Source organism: Amycolatopsis minnesotensis, from assembly GCF_039529815.1.
Taxonomy (GTDB): domain Bacteria; phylum Actinomycetota; class Actinomycetes; order Mycobacteriales; family Pseudonocardiaceae; genus Amycolatopsis; species Amycolatopsis minnesotensis.
On record NZ_BAAANN010000045.1, the window covers coordinates 40,277 to 63,892 of the forward strand.

23 protein-coding genes are annotated in these 23,616 nt (G+C 71.0%); 13 read left to right on the forward strand and 10 right to left on the reverse strand.

Going from position 1 to position 23,616, the window contains the following annotated elements:
- Positions 1 to 4 precede the first annotated feature (4 nt).
- Positions 5 to 463 carry a PH domain-containing protein gene (locus ABD256_RS38005; RefSeq protein ID WP_344430137.1) on the forward strand — a complete coding sequence of 153 codons (459 nt, stop codon included), beginning with the start codon at positions 5 to 7 and terminating at the stop codon, positions 461 to 463.
- A 15-nt stretch (positions 464 to 478) separates the two neighbouring features.
- Here ABD256_RS38005 and ABD256_RS38010 read toward each other — a convergent pair whose 3' ends face one another.
- Positions 479 to 1,069: a DinB family protein gene (locus ABD256_RS38010; RefSeq protein WP_344430138.1), complete on the reverse strand. Its 591-nt coding sequence runs from the start codon at positions 1,067 to 1,069 to the stop codon at positions 479 to 481.
- Between the two features lie 53 nt (positions 1,070 to 1,122).
- On the opposite strand from ABD256_RS38010, the gene ABD256_RS38015 reads away from it, so the two are divergent.
- Complete coding sequence (locus ABD256_RS38015) at positions 1,123 to 1,698, forward strand: TetR/AcrR family transcriptional regulator (RefSeq protein WP_344430140.1); 576 nt, start codon at positions 1,123 to 1,125, stop codon at positions 1,696 to 1,698.
- On the opposite strand, the gene ABD256_RS38020 is transcribed toward ABD256_RS38015, so the two are convergent.
- Positions 1,688 to 2,467 carry an exodeoxyribonuclease III gene (locus ABD256_RS38020; protein ID WP_344430142.1) on the reverse strand — a complete coding sequence of 260 codons (780 nt, stop codon included), beginning with the start codon at positions 2,465 to 2,467 and terminating at the stop codon, positions 1,688 to 1,690. The two genes, ABD256_RS38015 and ABD256_RS38020, sit on opposite strands and share 11 nt — an antisense overlap.
- Positions 2,468 to 2,523: 56 nt before the next feature.
- Here ABD256_RS38020 and ABD256_RS38025 point away from each other — a divergent pair, with 56 nt between their 5' ends.
- Positions 2,524 to 3,198 (forward strand): HAD family hydrolase, encoded by a 675-nt coding sequence (locus tag ABD256_RS38025; RefSeq protein ID WP_344430144.1) that lies wholly within the window; start codon positions 2,524 to 2,526, stop codon positions 3,196 to 3,198.
- A 118-nt stretch (positions 3,199 to 3,316) separates the two neighbouring features.
- Here ABD256_RS38025 and ABD256_RS38030 read toward each other — a convergent pair whose 3' ends face one another.
- Positions 3,317 to 4,048 carry a S1 family peptidase gene (locus tag ABD256_RS38030; RefSeq protein WP_344430146.1) on the reverse strand — a complete coding sequence of 244 codons (732 nt, stop codon included), beginning with the start codon at positions 4,046 to 4,048 and terminating at the stop codon, positions 3,317 to 3,319.
- 246 nt (positions 4,049 to 4,294) lie between these two features.
- On the opposite strand from ABD256_RS38030, the gene uvrC reads away from it, so the two are divergent.
- From uvrC to murJ, 5 genes are all read left to right on the forward strand, one after another.
- Complete coding sequence (gene uvrC / locus ABD256_RS38035; protein ID WP_344430148.1) at positions 4,295 to 6,277, forward strand: excinuclease ABC subunit UvrC; 1,983 nt, start codon at positions 4,295 to 4,297, stop codon at positions 6,275 to 6,277.
- Between the two features lie 38 nt (positions 6,278 to 6,315).
- Entirely contained in the window at positions 6,316 to 7,173 is an 858-nt protein-coding gene (gene rapZ / locus ABD256_RS38040; protein ID WP_215550391.1) for an RNase adapter RapZ, read from the forward strand.
- Between the two features lies 1 nt (position 7,174).
- On the forward strand, positions 7,175 to 8,161 hold the full coding sequence (locus ABD256_RS38045) for a gluconeogenesis factor YvcK family protein (RefSeq protein ID WP_344430176.1): 987 nt from the start codon (positions 7,175 to 7,177) through the stop codon (positions 8,159 to 8,161).
- Positions 8,162 to 8,317: 156 nt separating this feature from the next.
- The gene (gene whiA / locus ABD256_RS38050; protein ID WP_344430150.1) at positions 8,318 to 9,307 is read left to right on the forward strand and encodes a DNA-binding protein WhiA; all 990 of its coding nucleotides are present in this window, start codon (positions 8,318 to 8,320) and stop codon (positions 9,305 to 9,307) included.
- 293 nt (positions 9,308 to 9,600) lie between these two features.
- On the forward strand, positions 9,601 to 11,394 hold the full coding sequence (gene murJ, locus ABD256_RS38055) for a murein biosynthesis integral membrane protein MurJ (RefSeq protein ID WP_344430178.1): 1,794 nt from the start codon (positions 9,601 to 9,603) through the stop codon (positions 11,392 to 11,394).
- A 219-nt stretch (positions 11,395 to 11,613) separates the two neighbouring features.
- On the opposite strand, the gene ABD256_RS38060 is transcribed toward murJ, so the two are convergent.
- Both ABD256_RS38060 and ABD256_RS38065 read right to left on the reverse strand, forming a co-directional pair.
- Positions 11,614 to 12,582 (reverse strand): zinc-binding dehydrogenase, encoded by a 969-nt coding sequence (locus ABD256_RS38060; protein WP_344430151.1) that lies wholly within the window; start codon positions 12,580 to 12,582, stop codon positions 11,614 to 11,616.
- Between the two features lie 21 nt (positions 12,583 to 12,603).
- Entirely contained in the window at positions 12,604 to 13,479 is an 876-nt protein-coding gene (locus ABD256_RS38065) for a sterol desaturase family protein (RefSeq protein ID WP_344430153.1), read from the reverse strand.
- Between the two features lie 70 nt (positions 13,480 to 13,549).
- On the opposite strand from ABD256_RS38065, the gene ABD256_RS38070 reads away from it, so the two are divergent.
- Genes ABD256_RS38070 through ABD256_RS38080 form a run of 3 tightly spaced genes read left to right on the forward strand, consistent with a single transcriptional unit; the run spans position 13,550 to position 15,471 of the window.
- Positions 13,550 to 14,158 (forward strand): TetR/AcrR family transcriptional regulator, encoded by a 609-nt coding sequence (locus tag ABD256_RS38070; protein ID WP_344430154.1) that lies wholly within the window; start codon positions 13,550 to 13,552, stop codon positions 14,156 to 14,158.
- Positions 14,159 to 14,200: 42 nt separating this feature from the next.
- Positions 14,201 to 15,079, forward strand: coding sequence for a HipA family kinase (locus ABD256_RS38075; protein WP_344430156.1), 879 nt, complete (start codon positions 14,201 to 14,203; stop codon positions 15,077 to 15,079).
- On the forward strand, positions 15,076 to 15,471 hold the full coding sequence (locus ABD256_RS38080; RefSeq protein ID WP_344430158.1) for a DUF3037 domain-containing protein: 396 nt from the start codon (positions 15,076 to 15,078) through the stop codon (positions 15,469 to 15,471). The genes ABD256_RS38075 and ABD256_RS38080 overlap by 4 nt, the downstream gene beginning before the upstream one ends.
- 80 nt (positions 15,472 to 15,551) lie before the next feature.
- On the opposite strand, the gene ABD256_RS38085 is transcribed toward ABD256_RS38080, so the two are convergent.
- From ABD256_RS38085 to ABD256_RS38100, 4 genes are read right to left on the reverse strand one after another with little or no spacing between them, the layout of a single operon-like run.
- On the reverse strand, positions 15,552 to 16,514 hold the full coding sequence (locus ABD256_RS38085) for a prenyltransferase/squalene oxidase repeat-containing protein (protein WP_344430160.1): 963 nt from the start codon (positions 16,512 to 16,514) through the stop codon (positions 15,552 to 15,554).
- A complete protein-coding gene (locus tag ABD256_RS38090; protein WP_344430162.1) occupies positions 16,511 to 17,224 on the reverse strand; it encodes a class I SAM-dependent methyltransferase in 714 nt (237 codons plus the stop codon). The genes ABD256_RS38085 and ABD256_RS38090 overlap by 4 nt, the downstream gene beginning before the upstream one ends.
- A gap of 1 nt (position 17,225) precedes the next feature.
- Entirely contained in the window at positions 17,226 to 18,452 is a 1,227-nt protein-coding gene (locus tag ABD256_RS38095; protein WP_344430164.1) for a glycosyltransferase family 4 protein, read from the reverse strand.
- A 3-nt stretch (positions 18,453 to 18,455) separates the two neighbouring features.
- A complete protein-coding gene (locus ABD256_RS38100) occupies positions 18,456 to 21,026 on the reverse strand; it encodes a tetratricopeptide repeat protein (protein ID WP_344430166.1) in 2,571 nt (856 codons plus the stop codon).
- 35 nt (positions 21,027 to 21,061) lie between these two features.
- Here ABD256_RS38100 and ABD256_RS38105 point away from each other — a divergent pair, with 35 nt between their 5' ends.
- Both ABD256_RS38105 and ABD256_RS38110 read left to right on the forward strand, forming a co-directional pair.
- Positions 21,062 to 21,973, forward strand: coding sequence for an alpha/beta hydrolase family protein (locus tag ABD256_RS38105; protein WP_344430168.1), 912 nt, complete (start codon positions 21,062 to 21,064; stop codon positions 21,971 to 21,973).
- A gap of 145 nt (positions 21,974 to 22,118) precedes the next feature.
- The gene (locus tag ABD256_RS38110) at positions 22,119 to 22,544 is read left to right on the forward strand and encodes an ATP-binding protein (RefSeq protein ID WP_344430170.1); all 426 of its coding nucleotides are present in this window, start codon (positions 22,119 to 22,121) and stop codon (positions 22,542 to 22,544) included.
- A gap of 15 nt (positions 22,545 to 22,559) precedes the next feature.
- Here the strand turns inward: ABD256_RS38110 and ABD256_RS38115 are convergent, their stop codons facing one another.
- The gene (locus ABD256_RS38115; RefSeq protein ID WP_344430173.1) at positions 22,560 to 23,462 is read right to left on the reverse strand and encodes a trypsin-like serine peptidase; all 903 of its coding nucleotides are present in this window, start codon (positions 23,460 to 23,462) and stop codon (positions 22,560 to 22,562) included.
- Between the last annotated feature and the right edge of the window lie 154 nt (positions 23,463 to 23,616).

Consider the following 23,616-nt stretch of genomic DNA (forward strand, 5'->3'; position numbering starts at 1 on the left):
CGTGATGACCCCACGAGCCGCAGACGCCGCGGAGAGCGTCGTGATCCGGCCGCGCCGCGCGTTCTGGATGTCGGCCACCCTCGCGGTGCTGCTGGTGGCGGTGTTCGTGGTGGTCGCGGTGCTGCTGCGCGGATCGAACACCGGGGTGCGCTTCCAGACCTCCGACCAGGTCGCGATGATCGGCATCGGGGTGCTGCTCGGCCTCGGCACCATGCTGTTCGCGATGCCGAGGGTCCGCGCCGACGCCGAGGGCGTAGAAGTGCGCAACGTCTTGCTCGGCAAGCGTTTCGCGTGGACGGACGTGCTGTCGGTGAGCTTCCCCGACGGCGCTTCCTGGGCCAGGCTCGAACTGCCGGACGACGAGTACTACTCGGTGATGGCGGTGCAGGCCGTGGACCGTGAACGCGCCGTCGAAGCCGTGCGCGTGCTGCGGCGCCTTCACAAGCAGGCTTGGTCCGAATAGCGTTTCCACGCCCCGTCAGGAGGATCGGCGCGCGGCTTCCTTCGCGGCGGCTTCCAGGCGGGCGCGGTAGTCCGCCCACCAGGTCCGGTCGCCAGTAGCCAGGTTGTCGTTGCCCGCCACCATTCCGGCGGCACCGTCGAGGAGTTCGCGGACGATGTCGGCGTGCCCGGCGTGCCGGTGCGTCTCGGCGGTCATGTGGACCAGCACCCGGTGCAACGTCACCTCGTTCCGGTCCGCGGGCCAGTGCGGCACCTCGCCGGTGGCGTCCAGCGGAAGCGCTTCGATCGTCGCGTCCGAATGCGCGCACACCCGGCGGTAAAGGCCGACGATCTCCTCCCGTGACTCGTCCGGGGTGGCCCACATGTCCACATTGGGCTCGGCGTCCTCGGTCAGCCACGGCATCGGCTCCCGGCACGGTCGCCCGAAGACCGTGCCGAAGTAGCCCGACTCGCATCCCGCGAGGTGCTTGACCAGCCCGAGCAGGTTGGTGCCGGTGGGGGTGAGCGGGCGGCGGATGTCGTACTCGCCTAGCCCGTCGAGCTTCCACAGCAGGGCTTCCCGCCCGGTGCGCAGATAACGGTGCAACTCGCTCTTCGGTCCGGTCATGCCGAGAGCCTCTCATCCCGCACCGACAGTACTTCGATGTGTACGCTGTAGACGTGAAGACGGCTGAGCGGGTCGCGGTGGCGGCGAGGGAGATCCTCGAGAAGGACGGCGTCGAGGCCGTCAGCATGCGCAAGGTGGCCGAGGCGGTGGGCGTCACGCCGATGGCGATCTACCGGCACTACGAAAACCGGGAGGCGCTGCTGCGCGCGATCGCCGACACCTGCTCGGTCGAACTCGCCAGGGAATGGGAAAAGCGGGCCGCCGCGGCGGGAGACGCGGAGACCACGATCATGGCGATGCTCGACGACTTCCTCGACTTCGCGCTGCGCCGTCCCCGGCTCTACACGTTCCTGATGACCGACCGGTGGGACGACGCGCGCCGGTTCCCCGAGGACTTCCGCGACGCGGGATCCCCGCCGTTCAGCCAGGCCGTGGCCGCCGTGGCGGCGGGCATGCAGGAGGGCACCCTGCGCGAGGACGACCCCCTGGAGGTCACGCAGTCGTTCACCGCGCAGACGCAGGGACTCGTGCAGCTCTACCTCGGCGGCCGGATCGGACTGTCCGAAGAGGACTTCCGCGCGCTGTGCCGCCGCGCGCTCCAGCGGGTCTTCGCCGGGATCAGGGCGTGAGGTCGACGACCACCGGCGCGTGGTCGGAGCCGCCCTTGCCCTTGCGCTCCTCGCGGTCGACGTAGGCGTCCTCGACCGCGCCCGCGAAGGACGGGTTGCCGTACACCAGGTCGATCCGCATGCCGCGGTTCTTCGGGAAAGCGAGCTGGCGGTAGTCCCAGTAGGTGTAGGGGCGGTCGTACTTCAGCGCCCTCGGCAGCACGTCGGAGAGCCCGCTCTCCCGGAGCATCGCCAGTGCCTTGCGCTCCGGCTCGGTCACGTGCGTCGAATTCTCGAAGACGCTGATGTCCCACACGTCCTCGTCGGCGGGGGCGATGTTGAAGTCGCCGAGCACGGCGAAGGGGCGGTCCGCGGTCAGCTCCGCCTCGGCCGTCGCGCGCAACGCGTCGAGCCAGCGCAGCTTGTAGCCGTAGTGCGCGTGCTCCGGCTCGCGGCCGTTGGGCACGTACACCGACCACACGCGGACCCCGCCGCACGTCGCGCCGATCGCGCGCGACTCGGTCGCGTCCTCGTAGGTGGGCTCGCCGACGAGGCCGCGGGTCACCTCGCCGATCCCCGCGCGGGACAGGATCGCGACCCCGTTCCACCGCCCGAGGCCGTACGCGGCGACCTCGTAGCCGAGTTCGCCGACCTCGTCGTGCGGGAAGGCCTCCGTGGTGCACTTCAGCTCCTGCAGGCACAGCACGTCCGGTTCCGCCGACGAGAGCCAGGAGAGCAGGCGGGGGAGCCTGGCGCCGACGGAGTTCACGTTCCAGGTCGCGATGCGCATGGCCCGAGAATGGCATACCGGGCGTGCCGGGCACGGCATGGGTAGATTCGGCGACCATGGCAGTACCGATGCGCCGCCCCGGCGCCGTCCTGTTCGACGTGCTGGAAACGCTCGTCCGGCTCGAACCGCTGCGGCAGCGGTTCGTCGAGGCGGGACGGCCCGGTCACGAGCTGGAGCTGTTCTTCGCCCGTACCCTGCGCGACGGGATGGCCTTCACACTGGCGGGGGAGGCGCCGCCGTTCCGCGCGGTCGCGGCCGCCGAACTCGCCCTCACCACCGGCCTCGGGCCGGACCGGGTGGACCACATCCTGGACGGTTTCACCGGGTTGCCCTTGCAGCCCGACGCCGAGCCCGCCTTCGATCTGCTCGCCGGCGCGGGAATCCCTTGCTACGCCTTCACCCACGGCTCGGCGTCCGTCCTCTCCTCGGCGCTCGACGCGGCCGGGATCGGGCACAAGCTCGCGGGAATCCTGTCCGCGGAACGCATCGCGTCGTTCAAGCCGCCGTCGAAGGTCTACCACTGGGCGTGCCGGGAAATCGGCGTCGCGCCGGAAGCGACCGCACTCGTCGCGGTGCACTCGTGGGACACGCACGGCGCGCTGCGGGCCGGGTTGCTGGCCGGGCTGGCGACGCGCCTCGAAGGCGGCCTCTCGGCGGCCGTCGACCGGCCGCACGTGGTAGGTGAACGGATCGACGAGGTGGTGGCCGGGTTCCTCGCCGAGGCGGGCTGAACACCGTGCCCCGAAGGGCGCCTTCAGGGAGCAAGCCCCGGCGGCTCCATGCCCGCCCGAAATGGAGACGGCCGTTCCCGCCGCGGATCGCGCTGGCGGGAACGGCCGTTGATCGGGGTCAGACCCCAGCGGTCTGGGAGATCCAGTCCCTGCTGGAGGCGACACTCGAATAGTTGTTCGTGCCGGTCTTGTTGGTGCCGTCCTGGTTCTGCACCGTCGAGGCGACGCCGACCTGCACGCCGTCCGAGACCTCCGGGCCGCCGGAGTCGCCCTTCCACGCGGCGCCGTTGACGCCGACGCTCTGGATCGCGGGGCCGCCGTCGTTGTCCGACGAGGTGCCCCTGACCTTCACGTTCGTGGTCTTCAACGCCGAGGCGGGCGGGCCGGTCGGGGTCTCGCGGCCCCAGCCGTACAGCTCGTTGGTCTTGCCAGCGGCCGGGTCGGCGTCACCGAGCTTCATGAAGGTGGTGTCGACACCCTTGGTCAGGTGCAGCAGCGCGATGTCCCCGTTCGGCGAGACCTCCTTGCGGTCCACGTCCGCTTCGGTGCCCTCGAAGAGCTTGTTGCTGCCGACCTTGACGTGCATGCCGCTGCCGTCCTCGTCGAGGCAGTGGTGCGCGGTGAGCACCCATTCGGCGGCGATGATCGTGCCGGAGCAGTTGAAGCCCTGGAACTGCCTGCCGGGGGTGTTCACGTAGACCTGCGCGCCCCACGGAACGGCTTGCGCGGTGGTGCCGCCGACGATGAGCGGCTGCGCGCCGGAGGACGGTGCTGCGATGGCGGCGCCTGCCCCGAGGGTCAGTGCGACCGCGGTGAGGGAGGCTGCGCCAAGGATGCGTGTGCGGCTCACGGCTGAGGAGTCCTTTCCGCCGGACCCGGAGGCCCCTGATGATTTCTGCGCCGATGTGGCGTGAGACGGAAAGTAACCATCTGTGTCACCCGGTAGGAACCAACGAAGGTCTGGTGCGGGGAAAAGCCCGACTTCCGTCGGGTATTCGGCTCCGGTGCGTCATAACCGGCGGAAAAGGCCCACTCACACGTGGGCGAGACCGGGGGGTGCACGAACCTGTCGGTGCCGAGCCATAGGCTTGTGCCCGTGGCTGATCCGTCCACCTACCGTCCCTCGCCGGGGAGCATCCCGGACGCACCCGGCGTGTACAAGTTCCGCGACGCCACGAAGCGGGTCATCTACGTCGGCAAGGCGAAGAGCCTGCGCAGCAGGCTGAGCTCCTACTTCGCCGACCTCTCCGGCCTGCACCCGCGGACGAGGCAGATGGTGACCACCGCGGCGAGCGTCGAGTGGACCGTGGTCGGCACCGAGGTCGAGGCGCTCCAGCTGGAGTACAACTGGATCAAGGAGTTCGACCCGCGGTTCAACGTCCGCTACCGCGACGACAAGACGTACCCGGTGCTCGCGGTGACGATGCACGAGGAGTTCCCGCGGCTGCACGTCTACCGCGGCCCGCGCAAGAAGGGCGTGCGGTACTTCGGCCCGTACGCGCACGCCTGGGCGATCCGCGAGACGCTCGACCTGCTGCTCCGGGTGTTCCCGGCGCGCACGTGCTCCACCGGCGTCTTCCGCAGGCACGGCCAGATCGGCAGGCCCTGCCTGCTCGGCTACATCGAGAAGTGCTCCGCGCCGTGCGTCGGCAAGGTCAGTGCGGCGGAACACCGCGCGATCGTCGAGGACTTCTGCGACTTCCTCGCCGGCCGCACCGACGCGATGGTGCGCAGGCTCGAGAAGGACATGGCGCAGGCGTCCGAGGAGTTGGAGTTCGAGAAGGCGGCGCGGCTGCGCGACGACATCGGCGCGCTGCGGCGGGCGATGGAGAAGCAGGCCGTGGTGCTCGGCGACGGCACGGACGCGGACGTGGTCGCCTTCGCGCACGACGACCTGGAGGCCGCCGTGCAGGTCTTCCACGTGCGCGGCGGGCGCGTGCGGGGGCAGCGCGGCTGGGTCGTCGACAAGGCAGAGGAAATGGACGTGCCCGCGCTCGTCGACCAGTTCCTCACCCAGTTCTACGGCGAGCAGGCCGAGCTGGCCCAGGACGGCGCGGAACCCGCTTCGCCGGTGCCGCGCGAGGTGCTCGTGCCGGAGTTGCCCGCCGATGCCGAGGCGGTCGGGGAGTGGCTGTCGGGCCTGCGCGGGTCGCGGGTCCAGCTGCGGGTGCCCCAGCGCGGCGACAAGCGCTCGCTCGCCGAGACCGTCCAGCGCAACGCGGCGGAGGCCTTCGCGCAGCACAAGCTCAAGCGCGCGGGCGATCTCACCGCGCGCTCGGCCGCGTTGTCCGAGTTGCAGGAGCACCTCGGCCTCGACACCGCGCCGCTGCGCATCGAATGCGTGGACATCAGCCATATCCAGGGCAGTGACGTGGTGGCCTCGCTGGTGGTGTTCGAGGACGGCCTCGCTCGCAAGTCGGAGTACCGGCGCTTCGCGCTGAAGGAAGCCGCGGAGGAGGGGGACGTCGCCTCGATCGCGGAGGTCGTCCGGCGGCGGTTTTCCCGCTACCTCAAGGAAACCGAGGGCACCGAGAACGCGGAGCCGGACACGTCCACCCCCGGGATCGACCCGGAGACCGGCAGGCCGCGCAGGTTCGCCTACCCGCCGAACCTGCTGGTGGTCGACGGCGCGGGGCCGCAGGCCACCGCGGCCGCGGACGTGCTCGCCGAGCTGGGCATCACCGACGTCGCCGTGGTGGGGCTCGCGAAGCGGCTGGAAGAGGTGTGGCTGCCTGCCGATCCGGACCCGGTGATCCTGCCCCGCACCTCCGACGGGCTCTACCTGCTCCAGCGCGTGCGCGACGAGGCGCACCGGTTCGCCATCCGGTACCACCGCGAAAAGCGGTCCAAACGCGTACAGTCCTCGGCGCTCGACGGCGTGCCCGGCCTCGGCCAGGCGAGGAAGACGGCGCTCATCAAGCATTTCGGCTCGGTGAAGAAACTCAAGCAGGCGAGCGTGGACGAGATCGCCGGAGTGCAGGGCTTCGGCAGGCGCACCGCGGAAGTGGTGCACGCCGCGCTGGCCGGTTCGACGAACGGTTCGGCGGAAGCCGGCCACGGAGGGGAGAAGGGCTCGTGACGAGCGACAGCGGAAACAGCGGCGAGGGGCGCGCAGGGATGGAGGTCGCGGTCGTCAGCGGGCTTTCCGGCGCCGGCCGGAGCACCGCGGCGAAATGCCTCGAGGACCTCGGCTGGTTCGTCGTGGACAACCTGCCGCCGGAGCTGATCGCCACCATGGTCGAGCTCGGCGCGCAGGCGAGGGGCGTGATCACCAAGGTGGCCGTGGTGATGGACGTGCGGTCGCGCGCGTTCACCGACGACCTCGCCTCGGTCATCAAGGACCTCGACGCACGCGGCTACAAGCCGAGGGTGCTGTTCCTCGAGGCGACGGACGCGGTGCTGGTGCGCCGGTTCGAGGCAGTGCGCCGCGGGCACCCGATGCAGGGCGACGGCAGGCTCGCCGACGGCATCACCGCCGAGCGCGCGCTGCTCGCGCCGTTGCGCGAGGAAGCCGACCTCGTGCTGGAGACCTCGTCGCTGTCGGTGCACGACCTGCGCGCCAAGATCGAGGACGCGTTCGGTTCCGAGGCGAGCACGCAGACCCGCGTCACCGTGCTGTCCTTCGGCTACAAGTACGGCCTGCCGATGGACGCCGATCTCGTGATGGACGTCCGGTTCCTGCCGAACCCGTTCTGGATCCCCGAACTGCGCGACCACACGGGCCTCGACGGCGAGGTCCGGAACTACGTGCTTTCCCAGGAAGGCGCCGAGGAGTTCCTCGACCGCTACCACCAGCTGCTGGGGCTCATCGGCGCAGGCTACAAGCGCGAGGGCAAGCGCTACCTCACGCTCGCGGTCGGGTGCACCGGCGGGAAGCACCGCAGCGTCGCGATCTCCGAGGAACTCGCCACCCGACTGTCCGATGAGGACGGAATGGCCGTGAAGGTGGTGCACCGCGACCTTGGCCGCGAGTAACGTGCGCGCGGTCGCGCTCGGCGGCGGCCACGGACTGCACGCGACGCTCACCGCGTTGCGCCGCCTGACCGACGAGGTGACCGCGGTGGTCACCGTGGCCGACGACGGCGGCTCTTCCGGCCGGTTGCGCCGCGAACTGGGCCTGCTGCCGCCCGGCGACCTCCGGCAGGCGCTCGCCGCGCTCGCCGCGGCCGAGGACGACGGCACCTTCTGGGCCGAGGTGTTCCAGCACCGGTTCGGCGGTGAGGGCGCGCTCGCCGGGCACGCGGTGGGCAACCTGCTGCTGGCCGGTCTGTTCGAGGTGCTCGGCGATCCGGTCGCCGCGCTCGACGAGGCGCGCAAGCTGCTCGGCGTCTCCGGCCGCGTGCTGCCGATGTCACCCGAACCGCTGGAAATCGTGGCCGAGGTGACCGGTCTCGACGGCGATCTCGCCACCGGCGCGGTCCGCCGGATCCGCGGCCAGGTCGCGGTGGCCTCCACCCCGGGACAGGTCCGCCGCATCACCGTGGACACCGCGCGGCACTCCACCGAACCGCCGCGTGCCTGCGCGGAAGCCGTCGACGCGGTGCTCGGCGCCGAAGTGGTGTTCCTCGGGCCGGGCTCGTGGTTCACCAGTGTGCTGCCGCACCTGCTGGTGCCGGAGCTGCACGACGCGCTCGTGCGCACCGAGGCCACGAAGATCGTGATCCTCAATCTCGTCCCTCAACCGGGGGAGACCGCGGGGTTCTCGCCGGAGCGCCATCTCGACGTCCTGCTCCAGCACGCACCCGAGCTGAAGGTCGACGCGGTGATCGCGGATCGGGAATCGGTGCCGGTCCCGGCGCGGCTGCGGGACGCGGCCGCCGCGCTGGGCGCCCGCGCGCACCTCGCCGACGTGGGGAATCCGGCCGCGCCGGGCCAGCACGATCCGGATGCGCTCGCGCGCTGTGTGCGAGAGGCTCTCGGTCTCGGCGAGCGCGGTGACCGGGGCCCGGAGTCACGGCCTTAAGCTCGCCGGGGGAGCATATGGAGCCGCCTCGGGTGGCTTCGCGGGTCTTCGGGCCTGCGATAAGGACATTCAACGAGCTTTGACTAGCGATGCCACGGCCACGGCGCGCGCAGGGGCGCGCCCGGTCGAACGGTGGGAGAGGGTGAGGAGCGGCGTATGGCGATGACCGCCGAGGTGAAGGACGAGCTGAGCCGTCTGGAGATCACCAAGATCGGCCCGCGTCGGGCCGAGGTGGCCTCGATGCTCCGCTTCGCGGGCGGACTGCACATCGTCGGTGGCCGCGTGGTGGTGGAGGCCGAGCTGGACACCGGCTCGGTCGCGCGGCGCCTGCGCAAGGAGATCCACGACCTCTACGGCCACCATTCGGACGTGCACGTGCTGTCGTCGAGCGGGCTGCGCAAGGGCACCCGCTACGTGGTGCGCGTGGTGAAGGACGGCGAGGGCCTCGCGCGCCAGACCGGGCTCATCGACCAGCGCGGCCGACCGGTGCGCGGGCTGCCCGCCGCGGTCGTGTCGGGCGGGATCGCCGACGCGGAAGCGGCGTGGCGAGGCGCTTTCCTCGCGCACGGGTCGCTGACCGAGCCGGGCCGCTCGTCGTCGCTGGAGGTGACCTGCCCCGGTCCCGAGGCCGCGCTCGCGCTCGTCGGCGCCGCGCGCCGGATCGGCATCCAGGCGAAGTCGCGCGAGGTGCGCGGCGCGGACCGGGTGGTGGTGCGCGACGGTGACGCGATCGGCGCACTGCTCACCAGGCTCGGCGCGCACAAGAGCGTGCTGAACTGGGAAGAGCGCCGCATGCGCCGCGAGGTGCGCGCGACCGCGAACCGGCTGGCGAACTTCGACGACGCGAACCTGCGCCGCTCGGCCCGCGCCGCCGTCGCCGCGGCCGCCCGCGTCGAACGGGCGATGGACATCCTCGGCGACTCCGCGCCGGATCACCTCCTGATGGCGGGCAAGCTGCGGCTGTCGAACCGGCAGGCGTCACTGGAGGAACTGGGCCAGCTCGCCGACCCGCCGATGACGAAGGACGCGGTCGCGGGCCGGATCCGCCGCCTGCTCGCGATGGCCGACAAGAAGGCCAAGGAGCAGAACATCCCCGACACCGAGTCGGCAGTCACCCCGGAAATGCTCGAAGAAGAAGACGCCTAGGGCTGTTTGACAGTGGTCGGCTCGCGTGGCGGTGTGAGCTGACGGCCCACTCAAACGGCTGGGCCGCTTAGGAAAAGCTGGAACAGCAGCCCCTACGAGGTTTGTGGGCGGCTTGGCGGGGTGGGGAGCTGCTTGCCCGTGCGCCGGGGTAGGGCGGCCTGACTACGATGGGTGGTCGAGTCGGCGCCGAGGACGGGACACGCTTGTCGGATCGAGAGCCGGAACCGGCTGAGTACCCCACCCTGCCCGTTGCCCCGGTACCGCACTGGCCTCGCGAAACCGGGCTGGACGCGATGCCGTTCGGTGCGCCGCCGTTGCGGCCCGACGATCCGGACGCGACGGTGTTCCTCCCGCGCGTCGGCGGGGTGCCCGCCGATCCGGTGTGGCCCGTGGCGGATCCGGACGCGCTACGGCCCTACGAGAGCCTCGCCACCCGGATGTTGCCGAGGGTGCCGCCGCCCGCGACTCCCGCTCCGGCACCCGAGGCACCGGCCGCGCCGTCGCTGGCGAGGTCCAGCGCCACGATGGCGATCGCGTCGCTGGCCAGCCGGATCACCGGGTTCCTCTGGAAGGTCATGCTGGTGTGGGCGATCGGCACCGGGACGGTGAACGACTCGTTCACCATCGCCAACACGATGCCGAACATCCTGTTCGAACTGCTCTTCGGCGGAGTGCTGACCAGCGTCGTGGTGCCGTTGCTGGTGCGCGCGCAGGACGACGCCGACCGCGGTGCGGCCTACACGCAGCGGATGCTGACGGTCGGGCTGGTGGTCCTGCTGGGTGGAACGGTCGTCGCGGTGCTCGCCGCGCCCGCGTTCACCTCGCTGTACATCCCCGAAGGCAGCCGTGCCAGCGCCGAGCTGACCACCGCGTTCGCGCGGCTGGTGCTGCCGGAGATCTTCTTCTACGGCGTGTTCGCGCTGCTGTCGGCGGTCCTCAACGCGAGCAACCTCTTCCGCCAGGCCGCCTGGGCGCCGGTAGCGAACAACGTGGTGGTCATCGCGACGCTCGCGGTGTTCATGGCGATGCCGGGGCAGATCAGCCTCGACCCGGTGCGCATGGGGGAGCCGAAACTGCTGGTGCTCGGCATCGGCGTGACCGCGGGTATCGCGGTGCAGGCCGGGGTGCTGGTGCCCGCGGTGGTGCGCTCGGGGTTCCGGTTCCGGTGGCGCTGGGGTCTCGACGCCAGGATGAAGGAGTTCGGCGGGCTGGCGTTGTGGGTACTCGCCTACGTCGTGGTCAGCAATATCGCCATCACGGTCACGACCCGCGTGCTCGCCACCGGTGACCCCGGCGGGGTGGCGATCTACTCCAACGCCTGGCTGCTGTTCCAGTTGCCCTACGGCGTGATCGGCGTGTCACTGCTGACCGCGATCATGCCGAGGCTGAGCCGCAACGCCGCCGACGGCGACACCCGCAAGGTGGTCGCGGACCTGTCCTACGGTTCGCGGATCGCGACGGTGCTGCTGGTCCCGATCGCCGCCGTGCTCACGGTGATCGGGGTGCCGCTGGGCATCGCGCTGTTCCACGGCGGGGCGAACTCCGCCGAGGACGCCGCCCGGCTCGGGCAGGCGCTCGCCGTGTCCGCGTTCGGCCTGCTGCCCTACGCGCTGGTCATGCTCCAGCTCCGGGTCTTCTACGCGATGAAGGACGCGCGGACGCCGACCCTGATCATGGTCGTGATGACCGTGGTGAAGGTGCCGCTGCTGTACCTGTGCCCGCAGCTGCTCGAGGGCCGCCAGGTGGTGCTCGGGGTGATGCTGATCAACTCGCTGACCTTCGTCATCGGCGCGATCGTCGGCCAGGTCTGGCTCTGGGTGAGCCTGGGACACCTGCGCAGCAGGCGGGCGCTCGGGGTCATCCTGTGGTCGGTCGCGGCCAGCGCGCTGGGGGTGCTGGTGGCCGTGCTCGCCGGGTTGCTCCTCCCCGATTCCGGCGGGCGGATCATGGCCGCGGTCGAGGTGGCCGTGCAAAGCGCGACCGGGTTGGGCGTCGCGTTCGGCGTGCTCTACCTGCTGAGGATCGAAGAGCTGACACCCGCGACGAAACGGCTTTCCCGCTTGTTGGGCCGCGCGAAGCGAGCGTGACCGGCTCGAACGCCACGGCGGGCTCGTTCCGTCGTGCGCACGGCGCGGGGGAGGACGGGGGGGGCCTGCTCCTGACCGACCGGACCGGTTCCGGCGAGTTCCCCTCGTGGTCGAGTCGCTCGCCGAGGGCGTCCCGGTCGGTTCACTGTCCACAACGGACGCCGACCCGCAGGCGGGCCGGTTCGCCTACGGGGGTCGGCGCGGCCACCAGCGCCGCGGCTACGCGAGCGAAGCCATCACGATGAGGACGACCTTCCCCGTGACGCCGGGCGCGTCGAGGCGGGCCGCCGCCTGCTCGGCGTCGGCGATGTCGAAGACCGAGTCCACGACCGCGTGCACGCCGTGCCGTTCGACCAGTTCGGGGAGGAGTGCCCGCACTCGCGCCACCAGTGCGTGCAGTTCCGGCGCGGACCTGCCGCGGAACGTGGTGCCGATCAGCCGGACGCGGTGCGCGGCGAGCGCTTCGAGGTCGATGGTGCTGCGCCCGCCCGCCAGCCGTCCTATTTGGACGATCCGAGCGCCGGGGGCGGCCAACGACACCAGGTCCGCCAGCGCCGTCCCGCCGAGGTGGTCGAGCGCGACATCGACGGTGCCGGGTTCCACCGCGTCCACAAGGGACAGGGTGGCCGTGTCGGCGCCGAGTTCGCGCAGCAGCGGCAACTTCGCCGTCGATCTCGTGGTCGCGACCACCGAGGCGGCGCCGAGCGCGCGGGCGAGCTGCACCCCGACGAGCCCGACCCCGCTCGACGCGCCCGTGATGACCACGCGCTCGCCGCCGCGGAGTTCGGCGGCCGGGGCCAGCGCGTCGAACTCGGTGAGCAGCGCGCTGGGCAGCGCCGCGGCGGCGGTCCAGTCCATGCCGTCGGGAACCCCGAGCACCAGGCGGTGGTCCACGGCGACGAGTTCGGCGCAGGCGCCGCCGGTCTGGGCCAGCACCCGGTCTCCCTCGCGGACGCCGGTGACGTCCGCGCCGACCGCCACGACGCGACCGGCCATCTCGAAGCCGACGCGGTCGAGCGGCACGGCCCAGTCCGCGCCGGTGGGGACGTAGTTTCCGCTGCGCATCAGCAGATCCGCCCGGTTGAGCCCGGCGGCGGCCACCGACACCACTACGTCGGCCGGTCCTGGCACGGGGTCGGCGGCCTCCGTGCGGACCCACGCGTCACCGCGGTGGACAAGTGCGTGCATGACGTGATCATCGCGCGCGGGTCAGGCCGCTCCCGCACCGGCCAGCTTCTGGGCGGGCTGCCACCCGGGCGGGCCGAGCACGTACCCGATCCGGTCGCGCCAGCGCGTCGCGGACCGCAGGTCGCGCAGGATCGAGCCGTACTCGTGGAAGCCGACCTTCACCAGGTTGTAGGTGCCGATGTTCTTGGTGAGCCCGTAGGTCGGGCGGTGCGTCTCCGGTACGAAGCTGGAGAACATCCGGTCCCAGATGATCAGGATCCCGCCGTAGTTCGCGTCGAGGTAGTCCGCGTCGCTGCCGTGGTGCACCCGGTGGTGCGACGGGGTGTTGAACACGAACTCGAACCAGCGCGGCAGCTTCCCGATCTTCTCGGTGTGCACGAAGAACTGGTACACGAGGTCGATCGAGAGACCGGTCAGGATCATCCACGGCGGGAGGCCGGCGAACGCGAGCACCGACCAGAACGGGAGCTGGAAGTACGGGGTCCACTTCTGCCGCAGCGCGGTCGAGAAGTTGTAGTGCTCGCTCGAATGGTGCACCTGGTGGCCTGCCCACAGCAGCCGGACGCGGTGGCTGGCCCGGTGGTAGGCGTAGAACACCACCTCCTGCCCGAGCAGCATGAGCACCCACGTCCACCAGTCGCGCGGGTCCCACCGCACCGGCGCGATCTCGTACAACGCGGCGAACACCACCAGCATCACCAGGCGGAACAGCGCGTTCACCACGAGTGCGCCCGCGCCCATCGCGATGCTCGTCCTGGTGTCCTTCGCGCTGTAGCCCACGACGGCGTCGTCATGGCCCAGCACGTGCACCGCGAGCACCTCGATGGCGATGAACAGCAGGAACACCGGCGTGGCCAGCAGCACCGGATCGCGGAGGTGGTCGAGGAAACCGGACATCACGCACCCACCTATCTGACTTTCAGGTAACTTACCGCAGGGTCATTTACCTGAGGGTAAGATAAGCGGGGTGACGGAAGCAAGGGTCGCCGGGACGAAGGGTGTCCCGCGCGAAGAACGCGAGGCGCAGATCATCGGCGCCGGTACCAGGGAGTTCGGGCGCGCTGGGTACTCCGGCGCGTCCATGGTCGAGATCGCCCGCCAGGTCGGTGTCACGAAACCCTTGCTGTACCAGTACTTCGGCTCGAAGGACGGGCTGTACCTCGCCTGCCTGCACCGGTCGGGGGACAAGCTGACCGAGGCCGTCGCCGAGGCGATGGCGCGGGGCGGCGCGCCGGAGCGGATGCCGCTCGCGGTGCTCGGCGCCATCTTCACCGCCTTCGACCAGGACCGGTACGCCTGGAAGCTCCTTCGCGACGAGACGCTGCCGAAGACGGGTGAGATCGGCGCCGCGGCCGAGGACTACCGCTCCCGGCTGGACGCGTTCGCCGAGATCGGCGCGACCGAGCTGATGCATTCGCGGGGGCTGACCGCGCGCAAGGACATCGAGGCGATCGCGTTCGTCTGGACCGGGGTCGTCGACTCCCTGATCACCTGGTGGATCGAACAGCCGCAGGAAACCGCCGGGGACATGGCGGCGCGCTGCGCCCGGATCATGGAGAAGCTGTTCGGCTGGTGAAACCCGATCAATATTCGAATACAGGTCTGTATCTTGAAACCCGTGAGCATCGAACCCGAGCCCCGCGTACTGGACCACGTCCAGGTCACGCGTTACGTCACCGCCTTCCGCGAAGGCGGCTCCCTGCCCGGCCTCATGGAGGCGGACGACCTCGGCACCTACGTGGTCAAGTTCCACGGCGCGGGCCAGGGCAGGAAGGTGCTCGTGGCGGAGGTCGTCTGCGCCGAGCTGGCACGGGCCATGGGGTTCGCGGTGCCGAGGCTGGTCACCGCCGGGCTGGACGTCGCGCTCGCCGCCGCCGAGCCGGATCCCGAGATCCAGGAGCTGCTGCGGGCCAGCGGTGGGCTGAACCTCGGGGTCGACTATCTGCCCGGCTCGCTCGACTACGACCCGCGCGCGTTCCCGGCCGACAGCGGTTTCGCCGCGCGCCTGCTCTGGTTCGACGCGTTCACGCAGAACGTCGACCGGTCGTGGCGCAACCCGAACATGTTGTGGTGGCACGGAAACGCCTACCTCATCGACCACGGCGCCGCGCTGACGTTCCACCACAACTGGCCGTCCGCGGACGCGGGCGCCGCGCGCCCGTACGCGGCCAACGAGCACGTGCTGCTCCCCGCCGTGGCTGAAGTGTCCGAACTGGACTCCGCGGACGCCGAGCTTTCGGCTGTGGTGCACGAAGGTCTCCTGCGGGATGTGCTCGCCGCCGTGCCGGACGAGTGGCTGGAGGATGAGCCCGGGTTTGCCTCCGCCGACGAACTGCGCGCCGCCTACGTCAGCCGGCTCGGCGCGAGGCTCGACGCCCGGCCACAATGGCTCCCGCCACTGCGGGAGTCGGTGCGCACGGCCGTGCCCCATCACGAGCGGACGCCCGCGAAGCGCGCGCTGCCGTCGTGGCTCGCCGAAGGAGGGAGCGCGTCGTGACGCAGGAGCCGCAGCGCTACGAGTACGCGCTCTTGCAGGTCATGCCGAGGCCGGAGCGCGGTGAGCTGGTCAACGCCGGAGTGCTCGTCTACTGCCGCCCGCTTCGCTCGCTCGTCGCGCGCGTGCACCTCGATCACGCACGCGTGCGCGCACTGGACCCCGGCGCCGATCTCGACGCGATCGAGACCTCACTGAAGCTGATGGCCGGGATCTGCGCGGGTAACCCGGATGCGGGCCCCGCCGCGGCCGAGGAGATCGGACGGCGGTTCCGCTGGCTCACCGCGCCGCGCAGCACGGTGGTCAGGGCGGGGCCGGTGCACCCCGGGTTCACCCGGTCCGCGGCGGCCGAGGCCGACCGGCTGCTGGACCTGCTCGTGCTGCCACCCGCCTGACCACTGCCGCTCCGTCCGAACAGGACGGCACGGCCGAGGCGATATTCGTATACCAGAACTGAGACGGGCCCGGTTGGTGCTCAAAGAGCGGCCGGGCTGACACGCGAGTGGCGCTCGCCCGCGCCGAACACGGCTACCGTGGCGGGATCACCGTCGGCCGCGGCCGACGCGAGCAGCACCGCGCCCGCGGTCCAGGTCGTGCGTTCGAGCGGCCACAGGTCGTCGTTCTCGAACTGGTAGCCGGTCCAGTACGAGCCGTCGTCGTGCCGAAGGCGGTCGAGCGTGCGGAGTAGCGCGCGGGCGCGGCGACGATCGCCCCGCGCGGCGAGAACCAGTGCCAGCTCAGCGGTTTCGCCGCCGGTCACCCACGGCTGCGTGTGCTCGCACCGCACGCCGAGGTCGGGCACCACGAACTCGTCCCACCGGTCGGCCAGCCGATCGCGCGCACCACAGAGCACGGGGTAGTACCAGTCCATCGCGTGCGGTTTCGGCTCGAATGCCTCCGGCGCGCCGGTAATCGCGCCTAGCACGCGCTCGCGTGCACGCCGCCAGTCCGGTTTGGCGTGCCCCAACTCGTCCGCAAGCGCGAGGCCGTTCGCGAGTGCGTGCGCGATGCTGCAGTTTCCTGCGAGCAGTGCCGCGCGCTTGGCGCCGATCCGCCACGGGAACTCGCCGCCGTCGCGCTGGTGACCGGTGACGAAGTCGAGCGCGCCTTCGACCGCTGGCCACCAGCGCCCTGCGATGCGACGGTCCTTTGTGGATAGTGCGAAATGGTGCGCGCCGACCGCGATGTAGGCCGTGAAGTTCAGGTCCCGTGCGGAATCGGCGACCGTGCCGTCGTGGTATTCGGCGTACCACGAGCCGTCGGCGTTCTGCGTGCGCGCGAGCCAGTCGTAGGCCGCATATGCCTCTTCGTGGTGACCGGCGGCGGTCAGGCCCATTGCCGCTTCCCCGTGGTTCCACGGGTCGACGTGCCTGCCCGGCTCCCACGGGATCGCCCCGTCCGCCTGCTGCACGGTGGCGATGAACTCGGCCGTGTTCACCGCGTGCCCGCCGGTTTGCGGGCGTAGACGACCAGGCTCTTGCCCAGCATGGGGTCCAGCGCCCGTTCCGCGAGCCGCACCGGGCGCGGCCCGCGCAGGATGTCCCAGCACAGGAATTCGTGGTACTTGCGCGCCATCGGGTGCTCCTCGCCGAGCGCGCAGTGCAACCACCAGTACGGCGAATGCAGCGCGTGCGCGTGATGCGTCGCGACCGGGATCAGCCCGGCGGCACGGACCAGGCCCAGCAGCGCACGCCGGTGGTAGATGCGCACGTGCCCGCCTTCGACCTCGTGGTAGGCGTCCGACAGCGCCCAGCACACCCGTTCCGGCCACCAGCGGGGCACCGTGATCGCGAGCAGCCCGCCCGGTTCGAGCACGCGGACCGCTTCGGCGAGTACCGCGCGATCGTCCGGGATGTGCTCGAGCACCTCGGCGAGGACCACCCGGTCGAACGAGCCGTCCGGGAAGGGGAGCGCGGTGCCGTCCGTGCGGATCGCGAGCGCCGAGGCGGCGTCCGGTGCCTCGCCCGCTTCGGCGATGGCGAGGAAGAAGTCCTTGACGTGCTTGACAGCCGCATCGTCGAGATCGGCCGCGACCACGTCCGAGCCCGCCTTGTACGCGGCGAAGGCGTGTCTGCCGTCACCGCACCCGAGGTCGAGCAACCGGTTGCCTGCCGAGACCGGGAACTGTCCGAAGTCGACGGTCAGCACGTCAGCGTTCTCCTGAGGGTACTGGGGTTCCGGCTTCCGTGCCGAGAAGGTGATGGTACTGGTGTACGGTAGCGGCCGCGGTGCGCCGCCAGCTGAATTCCGCCGTCCTGCGGATACCGGCTTCGCTCAGTTCCGCCCGGCGTGCCGGATCCCGCAGCAGGTTGCACAGCGCGACGGCCAGCGCCGCGGGGTTGGCGGGCGGCACCAGTTCGGCGGCGTCGCCGACGACCTCGGGCAGTGCGCCACCAGAAGTCGCGACCACCGGCGTCCCGCACGCCATCGCCTCCGCCGCGGGCAGCGAGAACCCTTCGAAGACCGAAGGCACGCACACGATTTCGGCCGAGGACAGGAGTTCTGCCAATCCCATGTCGGACAGGCCGGAACGGAACTCCACCACGTCGCCGAGGTCCGCCAGTCTCCGCGCCGTCGCCTCCTTCGGTTTCCCGACCACGATCAGCTTCGCCGAGCACTCCGCTCGGATGGCGGGCATCGCGTCGAGCAGCTGCGCCAGCCCCTTCAAGGGCTCGTCCGCGCTTGCGACCGTGACGATCCGGCCCGGCACCCTCGGCGTGCTCCCCGGCCGGAACACTCGGGTGTCGGCGCTGATCGGGACGACGCGGATCCGATCGCGCGGCACCGCCATCCTCGTCGCGATCTCGTCCCGCGAAGCACCGGAAACGGTGAGCAGCAGGGGTATTCGACGTGCCACCCGGTGCTGCATGGTGACGAACCGGTACCACTTCAGCACGCTCGGCCGTTCGTGGAGCGGGGTGTGGGCGAGCTTCAGCTCGCGATCGACGGCGATCGGGTGGTGCACCGTCGCCACCGTCGGCAGCCCGGTGGCCAGCAGCCCGTAGCCGAGGCCCTGGTTGTCGTGCACCAGGTCGAACTCGGCCCGGCGCCGTCGCAGGATCGGTGCGACGCGAAGGGAGAACGCGAGCGGCTCCGGGAACCCGCCCGTGCGCATCCCGGCGAATTCCACCCAGTCCGCCGCCCGGCGCAGCTCGCGGATTCCTGGTGTGCGGAAGGGGTTCGGCTCGGCGAACAGATCGAGACCCGGTACCGTCGTCAGGGCGACACCGGGGTCGAGTTCGGGGTAGGGCGGTCCGGAGAACACTTCGACGCGGTGTCCGAGCGCGACCAGCTCCCTGCTCAGGTGCCGCACGTACACGCCTTGCCCGCCGGAGCGCGGGTTGCCGCGATAGGTCAGCAGCGCCACCCGCGTCACAAGTCACTCCCGTGCGCCCCAGAACTCGAGCTGTTCCTTGATCTTTGCGGTTTGCTCGTGCCGTTCACCGAGGACGCGGAGTGAGACTGGGAGCAGGTCTCGCCACTCGGCCAGCGCGGTGGCGCGGTCCCCGGACTTGGCGCGGATGAGCGCGAGGGTGTGCGCGACGGCGAGGACGTCGGGATGGTCGTCACTCAGCATCCTCCTCTCGTCGTCGAGGAGTCGGCGACATTCGTCCAAAATGGACGGGGGGGGGGTGCTGATTTCGACGCCCTCGAACACGAGGTGGTGCCGGAGCTTCCGGACCATCTCGTGGTCCGCGCCGAGCACGCGTTCGGCGTCCGACCGTGCGGCTGCGGCGATGTCCACGGACTTCCCGTGGTCACCGCATTTGCCGACCGCGACGGCGAGCATGTGCCGAGCGTGGAAGGTTTCCGGGTCGTTCGCGCCGAGCGCGCGGGTCGCGTCGGTGACCAGTGCTTCGAAGCCCCGGCGCGCTTCCCGGTGGCCGCCGAGTTCCATCGTTAGGTACCAGATGTTGTTGCGAATGCTGAGGATTTCGCGGTTGTCCGGTCCGAGTTCCCGCTCGGCGAGCGGGTACAGCTCCTGGAAGCTGTCCAACGCCGCGGTGAAATCGCCCGCTTTTCCGGTCCAGGTCGCCAGCCGTGCCCGGCAGCGCAGTGTCAGCGGGTCGGTGGGCCCGCGTTCGTCCGCCACGCGGGCCGCCCAGTGCTTCCAGCGTTCGCGGTTTTCCACCGGGATCGTGGATTGCCGCGTTTCGAGACTGGTGATCGCGTCCTCGAATCGTCGCGCCGCCCACAGGTGCTCGGCCTCGTTCGCCATCGCGTAGACCTGTTCGGGGCTGCTGGGATCGCCGCCAACGGGTGCCAGTTCCTCGATCAGCCTCGCGAGCAGGTCGTGTTCGCCGAGCTGAACCAGCCACGGTCTGCGGATCCAGGCGTGTTCGGCCGCCGTGCCGGGGTTCTCCCTGCCGACCGTGCCGGGCCCCAGCCTGGCCAGCGCGTCCCTGACCGCCGGCACCGAGGACGGTCCATCGAGTCTCTGGCTCGCCGCTGTCAGCAGGCCCAGCGGCAGCTTCCCGCGCGCCGTGGCGAGCACCGACCTGATGACCTGGTCGCCCTCGCGGGTTCCCCGGTACGTGGTCACCCGCCGCTCCTGCTCCTCACCCATCCAGTCGATGTCGGCCTCGTCCTCCTCATTCGCGGACATCGCGGGCGGAGGGGAGGGGATCGGTTCGACGCCAAGGTCGCCGAAGATCACCTGGTTCGGCTCGCCGAGGCGGACCACGGCCGTGCCCCCGGCGACCTCGTTCGCGGTGACCACGACCTGGGCTCCCGCCGCGACGAGGTCGTCCAGCATGGCGCGGACGCCGGCTCGGTTGACCGCGCCGACCACGTGGACGTCATCGAACGCGACACGGATCTTCTTACCCGCCAAGGGGCCGAGCACGCCCAGTTCGAGCGCTCCCGCGTGGGTGCGGGCTTCTTCGCCGAGCGCGGCGAGGCGGGCCGCCGCTTCGGCGAACCCCGGAACCGTGCGGCTCAGCTGTGCCGCCAGCTCCGCCGACACCGACTCGACCGTGCTTCCCGCGTCGAGGAACACGGCCGCGTGCAACAGCTTCGGCGGGATCTCGCCCTCGGCGACCGAGGGGCGGGTCAGCGCCGCGATCAGCGTCGACTTGCCGGAGCCCGCCTCGCCGGTCACCGACACCAGCGAGTTTCCGGTCAGCAGCGCGGCGACGACCTCGCCCAGCGCGGGCGTCGGCTGGTAGCCGCGGGTCAGGCGTTCGATCTCCGCGGTGGCGTTACCCGCCGCCGCGGTCGTGCCCCGCCATACCGGTGACCGGTTCCTCGCCAGCCAGAGGCCCTGGTCGCCCTCATCGGTTTCCTGCACGCCGTCGAAGGCGAGATGGATCGCGCGCTGGGTCCGGCACGCGCCGTTGACCAGCCGTTTCAGATCGGGGCAGCGCAGGTGGCCGCCGAGTTCGGCGCGCCCGCCGCGCAGCTCCTTCGCGATCGAGCGGCTGAAGCAGCCGTCCGCCGCGGTCCGGTCGTCCGACGCGGTGAGCACCTCGAACCGCCTGCCGGCCTCGCCGACGATCCGGAGCCAGCGCGCGCCCGCCTGGCGTGCCGCGATCCCGGCGTGACAGGTGTCGAGCAGGATCACCAGCCCGTCGAGCATCGAGTGCCGCGAAAGCAGTTCCCGCACGCGTTGGGCGAACAGGAACGACCGGCGGCTGTCGGCGGGCAGGGTTGCGTCCTTGGTGAGGAAGTAGAAGTCCTCGTCGTCGTACTCACCGTGGCCGACGAGCGCGATGAACAGCGTCGCCTCGTCCTCGGACGCGCGCTCGAACGCCTCGGTGACGGCGTCGTCGAGCTGCACCATGGTCGGGTCGACGAGCAGCCCGCGTCCGTCGGCGAGCGCGGGCACGCAGGCGCCGACCTCGGGGTCGAGCAGTGCCTCCGAGACGTCCTTCGCCGCATCGGGCAGGAACGACAGCAGGTTCAGCGAGTCGCACTGCGACGCGATGACCAGTGCCCTGCGCTCTCCCATGCGCCCCCTTTCCGGTGCCGACGATACTGTGTGCTGTGGCCCGGATCGTCTTGGTGCACGGAATAGCACAGGAACAGCGCTCGGCGGACGCGCTCGAAGCGGAATGGCTGCCGAGCGTCGCGGGGGGCGTGCGGCTCGCGGGCGGTGCCGCGCTCGCGGACCGGTTGTGGCGCGCGAACCTCCCCGGGGACCTCGAAACGCGCATGGCGTTCTACGGCGACGTGTTCCTGCGCTCCGGTCAGCAGGGCGGGGACGACGAGCTGAGCGGAGCCGAAGCCGAACTGGCGGAGGCGCTGGCACTCGAGTGGCTCACCCGCGGCGCCGAGTCGTCACGGGAGTCCGATCGGCGCCGGGCGGCGTCGGAACTGGCCGCGCTCGCGGGACAGCCAGGGGAGAGGCAGGGCGCGCGGGCGGCGGCGAGGCCCGTGCTCAACGCGCTCGCGCGGCTGCGGCCGTTCGCGCGGTTCGGGGCTGGCTTCGCCGAACGGTTCCTGGTGAAGGCGCTGCGCCAGGTCAGTGCCTATCTGACGGACGAGACCGTGCGCGAAACCGTGCAACAGCGCGTCGCCGAGCACGTCGGCGCGGACACCGAGGTGCTGATCGGGCATTCGCTCGGCTCGGTGGTCGCCTACGAGGCCGCGCACCGGCTCGATCGCCCGCTCCCGCTGCTGGTCACGCTGGGCTCGCCGCTCGGGCTGCGCACGGTGGTCTACGAACGGACCCGGCCGCAGCCGCCGCGCGTGCCGCCGGCGGTGCGCCGCTGGGTGAACCTGGCCGACGTGGACGACCTGGTGGCGGCCCGGCCCGACCTGACCGCGTGGTTCCCCGGCGCGGACGGCGTGCTGCACAGCGAGCGCACCGTCGACAACGGTGCCAGGCCGCATGACGCGACCAGCTACCTCGCCAAGCGGGAGACCGGTGCGCCGATCGTGGCGGCACTCGGGTGACGTGACCGCTGGGCGAAACCATGAAATTCACCAACAGGCTGCGCGGGACCATTCGTTGTGCGCACACTGGGGTGCCGTGGTTGGGCGGCCGTGATGCGGGGTAGCTGGTTCACGAAGCAGGCTCGAATCGGGACGGGGGGCACACGTGGCAGGTGCCGAACACGACGGCTCCGGCAAAACCGCGACCACCGGGCTGGTCAGCCGCCGGTCGTTCGCGGCCGACCTCGGTGAACTGGCAGGCATCCGCTGGTGGGTCAGGGAGGTGGTGTCCGGCGCCTTCCCCGGCGTGGCCGCCGGACTGCTCAACGACGTGGTGCTCGTGGCGGACGAGCTGGCGACCAGCGCGCTGCGCCACGGGGAACCGCCCTTCGAGATCGCGCTGGACCTGAGCGATTCGGGCGTACTGGTCGAGATCGGTGACGGCGATCCCGACCCGGTGGCGCCGCCGTCACCGGAGGGCGGCGGCAGCGCGCTCGCGGTGGTCGCCGCGGTGAGCAGGCGGTGGGGCCAGCGCGTCGACCAGCACGGGAAGACCGTGTGGGCCGAGCTGGACTGGCCGCCGCCCGACTGAGTCCGTTGTGGACGGTCAGAGCGTCGCGGAGCGCTCGTACAGTGCTCGCACGTCGTCGGTGAACGCCGCACCGCTGAGGTCCGCGGTGGTGCCGTCCTCGCGCATCGTGCCCTTGCTGGTCACGGAGAACAGGGTTCCGTCGCCGGTTGCGGGATCGAAGTCCCGCAACCACGGCCCGCCGCTCGCGCCGCCTGCCATGTCGCAGTTCGTCTGCCAGTACGAGTAGGCCGAGTTGGTTTGGTAGGTCGCGGGCAGCGCGCAGGACACGAGCGATTCGCCGCGGGCGAGCCGGGACACCGGGTAGCCGAGTATGGTCGTGTCCACAGTAGACGGCAGCGGGTCGAACGAGATGCGCTGCGAACCGGCCACGTCCTCGACGTGGTGCCCCTCGACCGGGTCCAGCGCGATCACCGCGTCGTCGCTGCCGGAGCTGGACGGTCCGTCGTACTGGGCGGACCAGGCGAACGCGCGCACCGGGAACATCCCGTGCGGCTGCTTCCCGTCGGCGTAGCCGGGAACGAACACGGCGTTGCTGGTCTTGACCCGGTCGTCCTCGCGGGTGAAACCGCCGTTGAGGCAGTGCCCCGCGGTCAGCGCCACGTCCTTGCCGGGGCTGGGCACCACGGTCGCGGTGCAGGACATGTCACCGCCCGGCTCGAAGGTGACGAACAGCCGCCCGACACCGGAAGGCACCTGGCCGTCCCATTTCTTGGCGGTCGTCTCGGCCGGCGCCAGCCGGTCGTCCGCGCCGAGCTGCGCGATCCGCTCCGGGGTCCAGTGGGAAAGCGCCGCGGCCCGGTCCGCCGCGCTCACCTCGGTCACCACCTCGCCTGCCGCGGTCGCCGGGACAGCGGCCACCGTCACCACGAGGGCCGCCACCGCCGCCGTCGCCGAGGAGCGCAAGATCATCGATGTCATATCCGGGAGACGCCGCGGAGACGGCGAGGTTGCCCGTCCCGGGGCGCCGCGCCTAGCTGTATTGACCATGGAGGTTGGGTACGGGGCGACACGTGATCGGATGATCTTGGTGTGAGGAGGGCCTCCGGGTTCGGTGTGGATTGCGACATCTGCA

What these genes read in the sequence shown, in the direction of transcription:
- ABD256_RS38005 (WP_344430137.1), top strand. Translation starts at nt 5, where the DNA reads ATGACCCCACGAGCCGCAGACGCCGCGGAGAGCGTCGTGATCCGGCCG.
- ABD256_RS38010 (WP_344430138.1), bottom strand. Translation starts at nt 1,069, where the DNA reads ATGACCGGACCGAAGAGCGAGTTGCACCGTTATCTGCGCACCGGGCGG.
- ABD256_RS38020 (WP_344430142.1), bottom strand. Translation starts at nt 2,467, where the DNA reads ATGCGCATCGCGACCTGGAACGTGAACTCCGTCGGCGCCAGGCTCCCC.
- ABD256_RS38025 (WP_344430144.1), top strand. Translation starts at nt 2,524, where the DNA reads ATGGCAGTACCGATGCGCCGCCCCGGCGCCGTCCTGTTCGACGTGCTG.
- rapZ (WP_215550391.1), top strand. Translation starts at nt 6,316, where the DNA reads ATGGAGGTCGCGGTCGTCAGCGGGCTTTCCGGCGCCGGCCGGAGCACC.
- whiA (WP_344430150.1), top strand. Translation starts at nt 8,318, where the DNA reads ATGGCGATGACCGCCGAGGTGAAGGACGAGCTGAGCCGTCTGGAGATC.
- murJ (WP_344430178.1), top strand. Translation starts at nt 9,601, where the DNA reads ATGCCGTTCGGTGCGCCGCCGTTGCGGCCCGACGATCCGGACGCGACG.
- ABD256_RS38060 (WP_344430151.1), bottom strand. Translation starts at nt 12,582, where the DNA reads ATGCACGCACTTGTCCACCGCGGTGACGCGTGGGTCCGCACGGAGGCC.
- ABD256_RS38065 (WP_344430153.1), bottom strand. Translation starts at nt 13,479, where the DNA reads ATGTCCGGTTTCCTCGACCACCTCCGCGATCCGGTGCTGCTGGCCACG.
- ABD256_RS38100 (WP_344430166.1), bottom strand. Translation starts at nt 21,026, where the DNA reads ATGGGAGAGCGCAGGGCACTGGTCATCGCGTCGCAGTGCGACTCGCTG.
- ABD256_RS38115 (WP_344430173.1), bottom strand. Translation starts at nt 23,462, where the DNA reads ATGACATCGATGATCTTGCGCTCCTCGGCGACGGCGGCGGTGGCGGCC.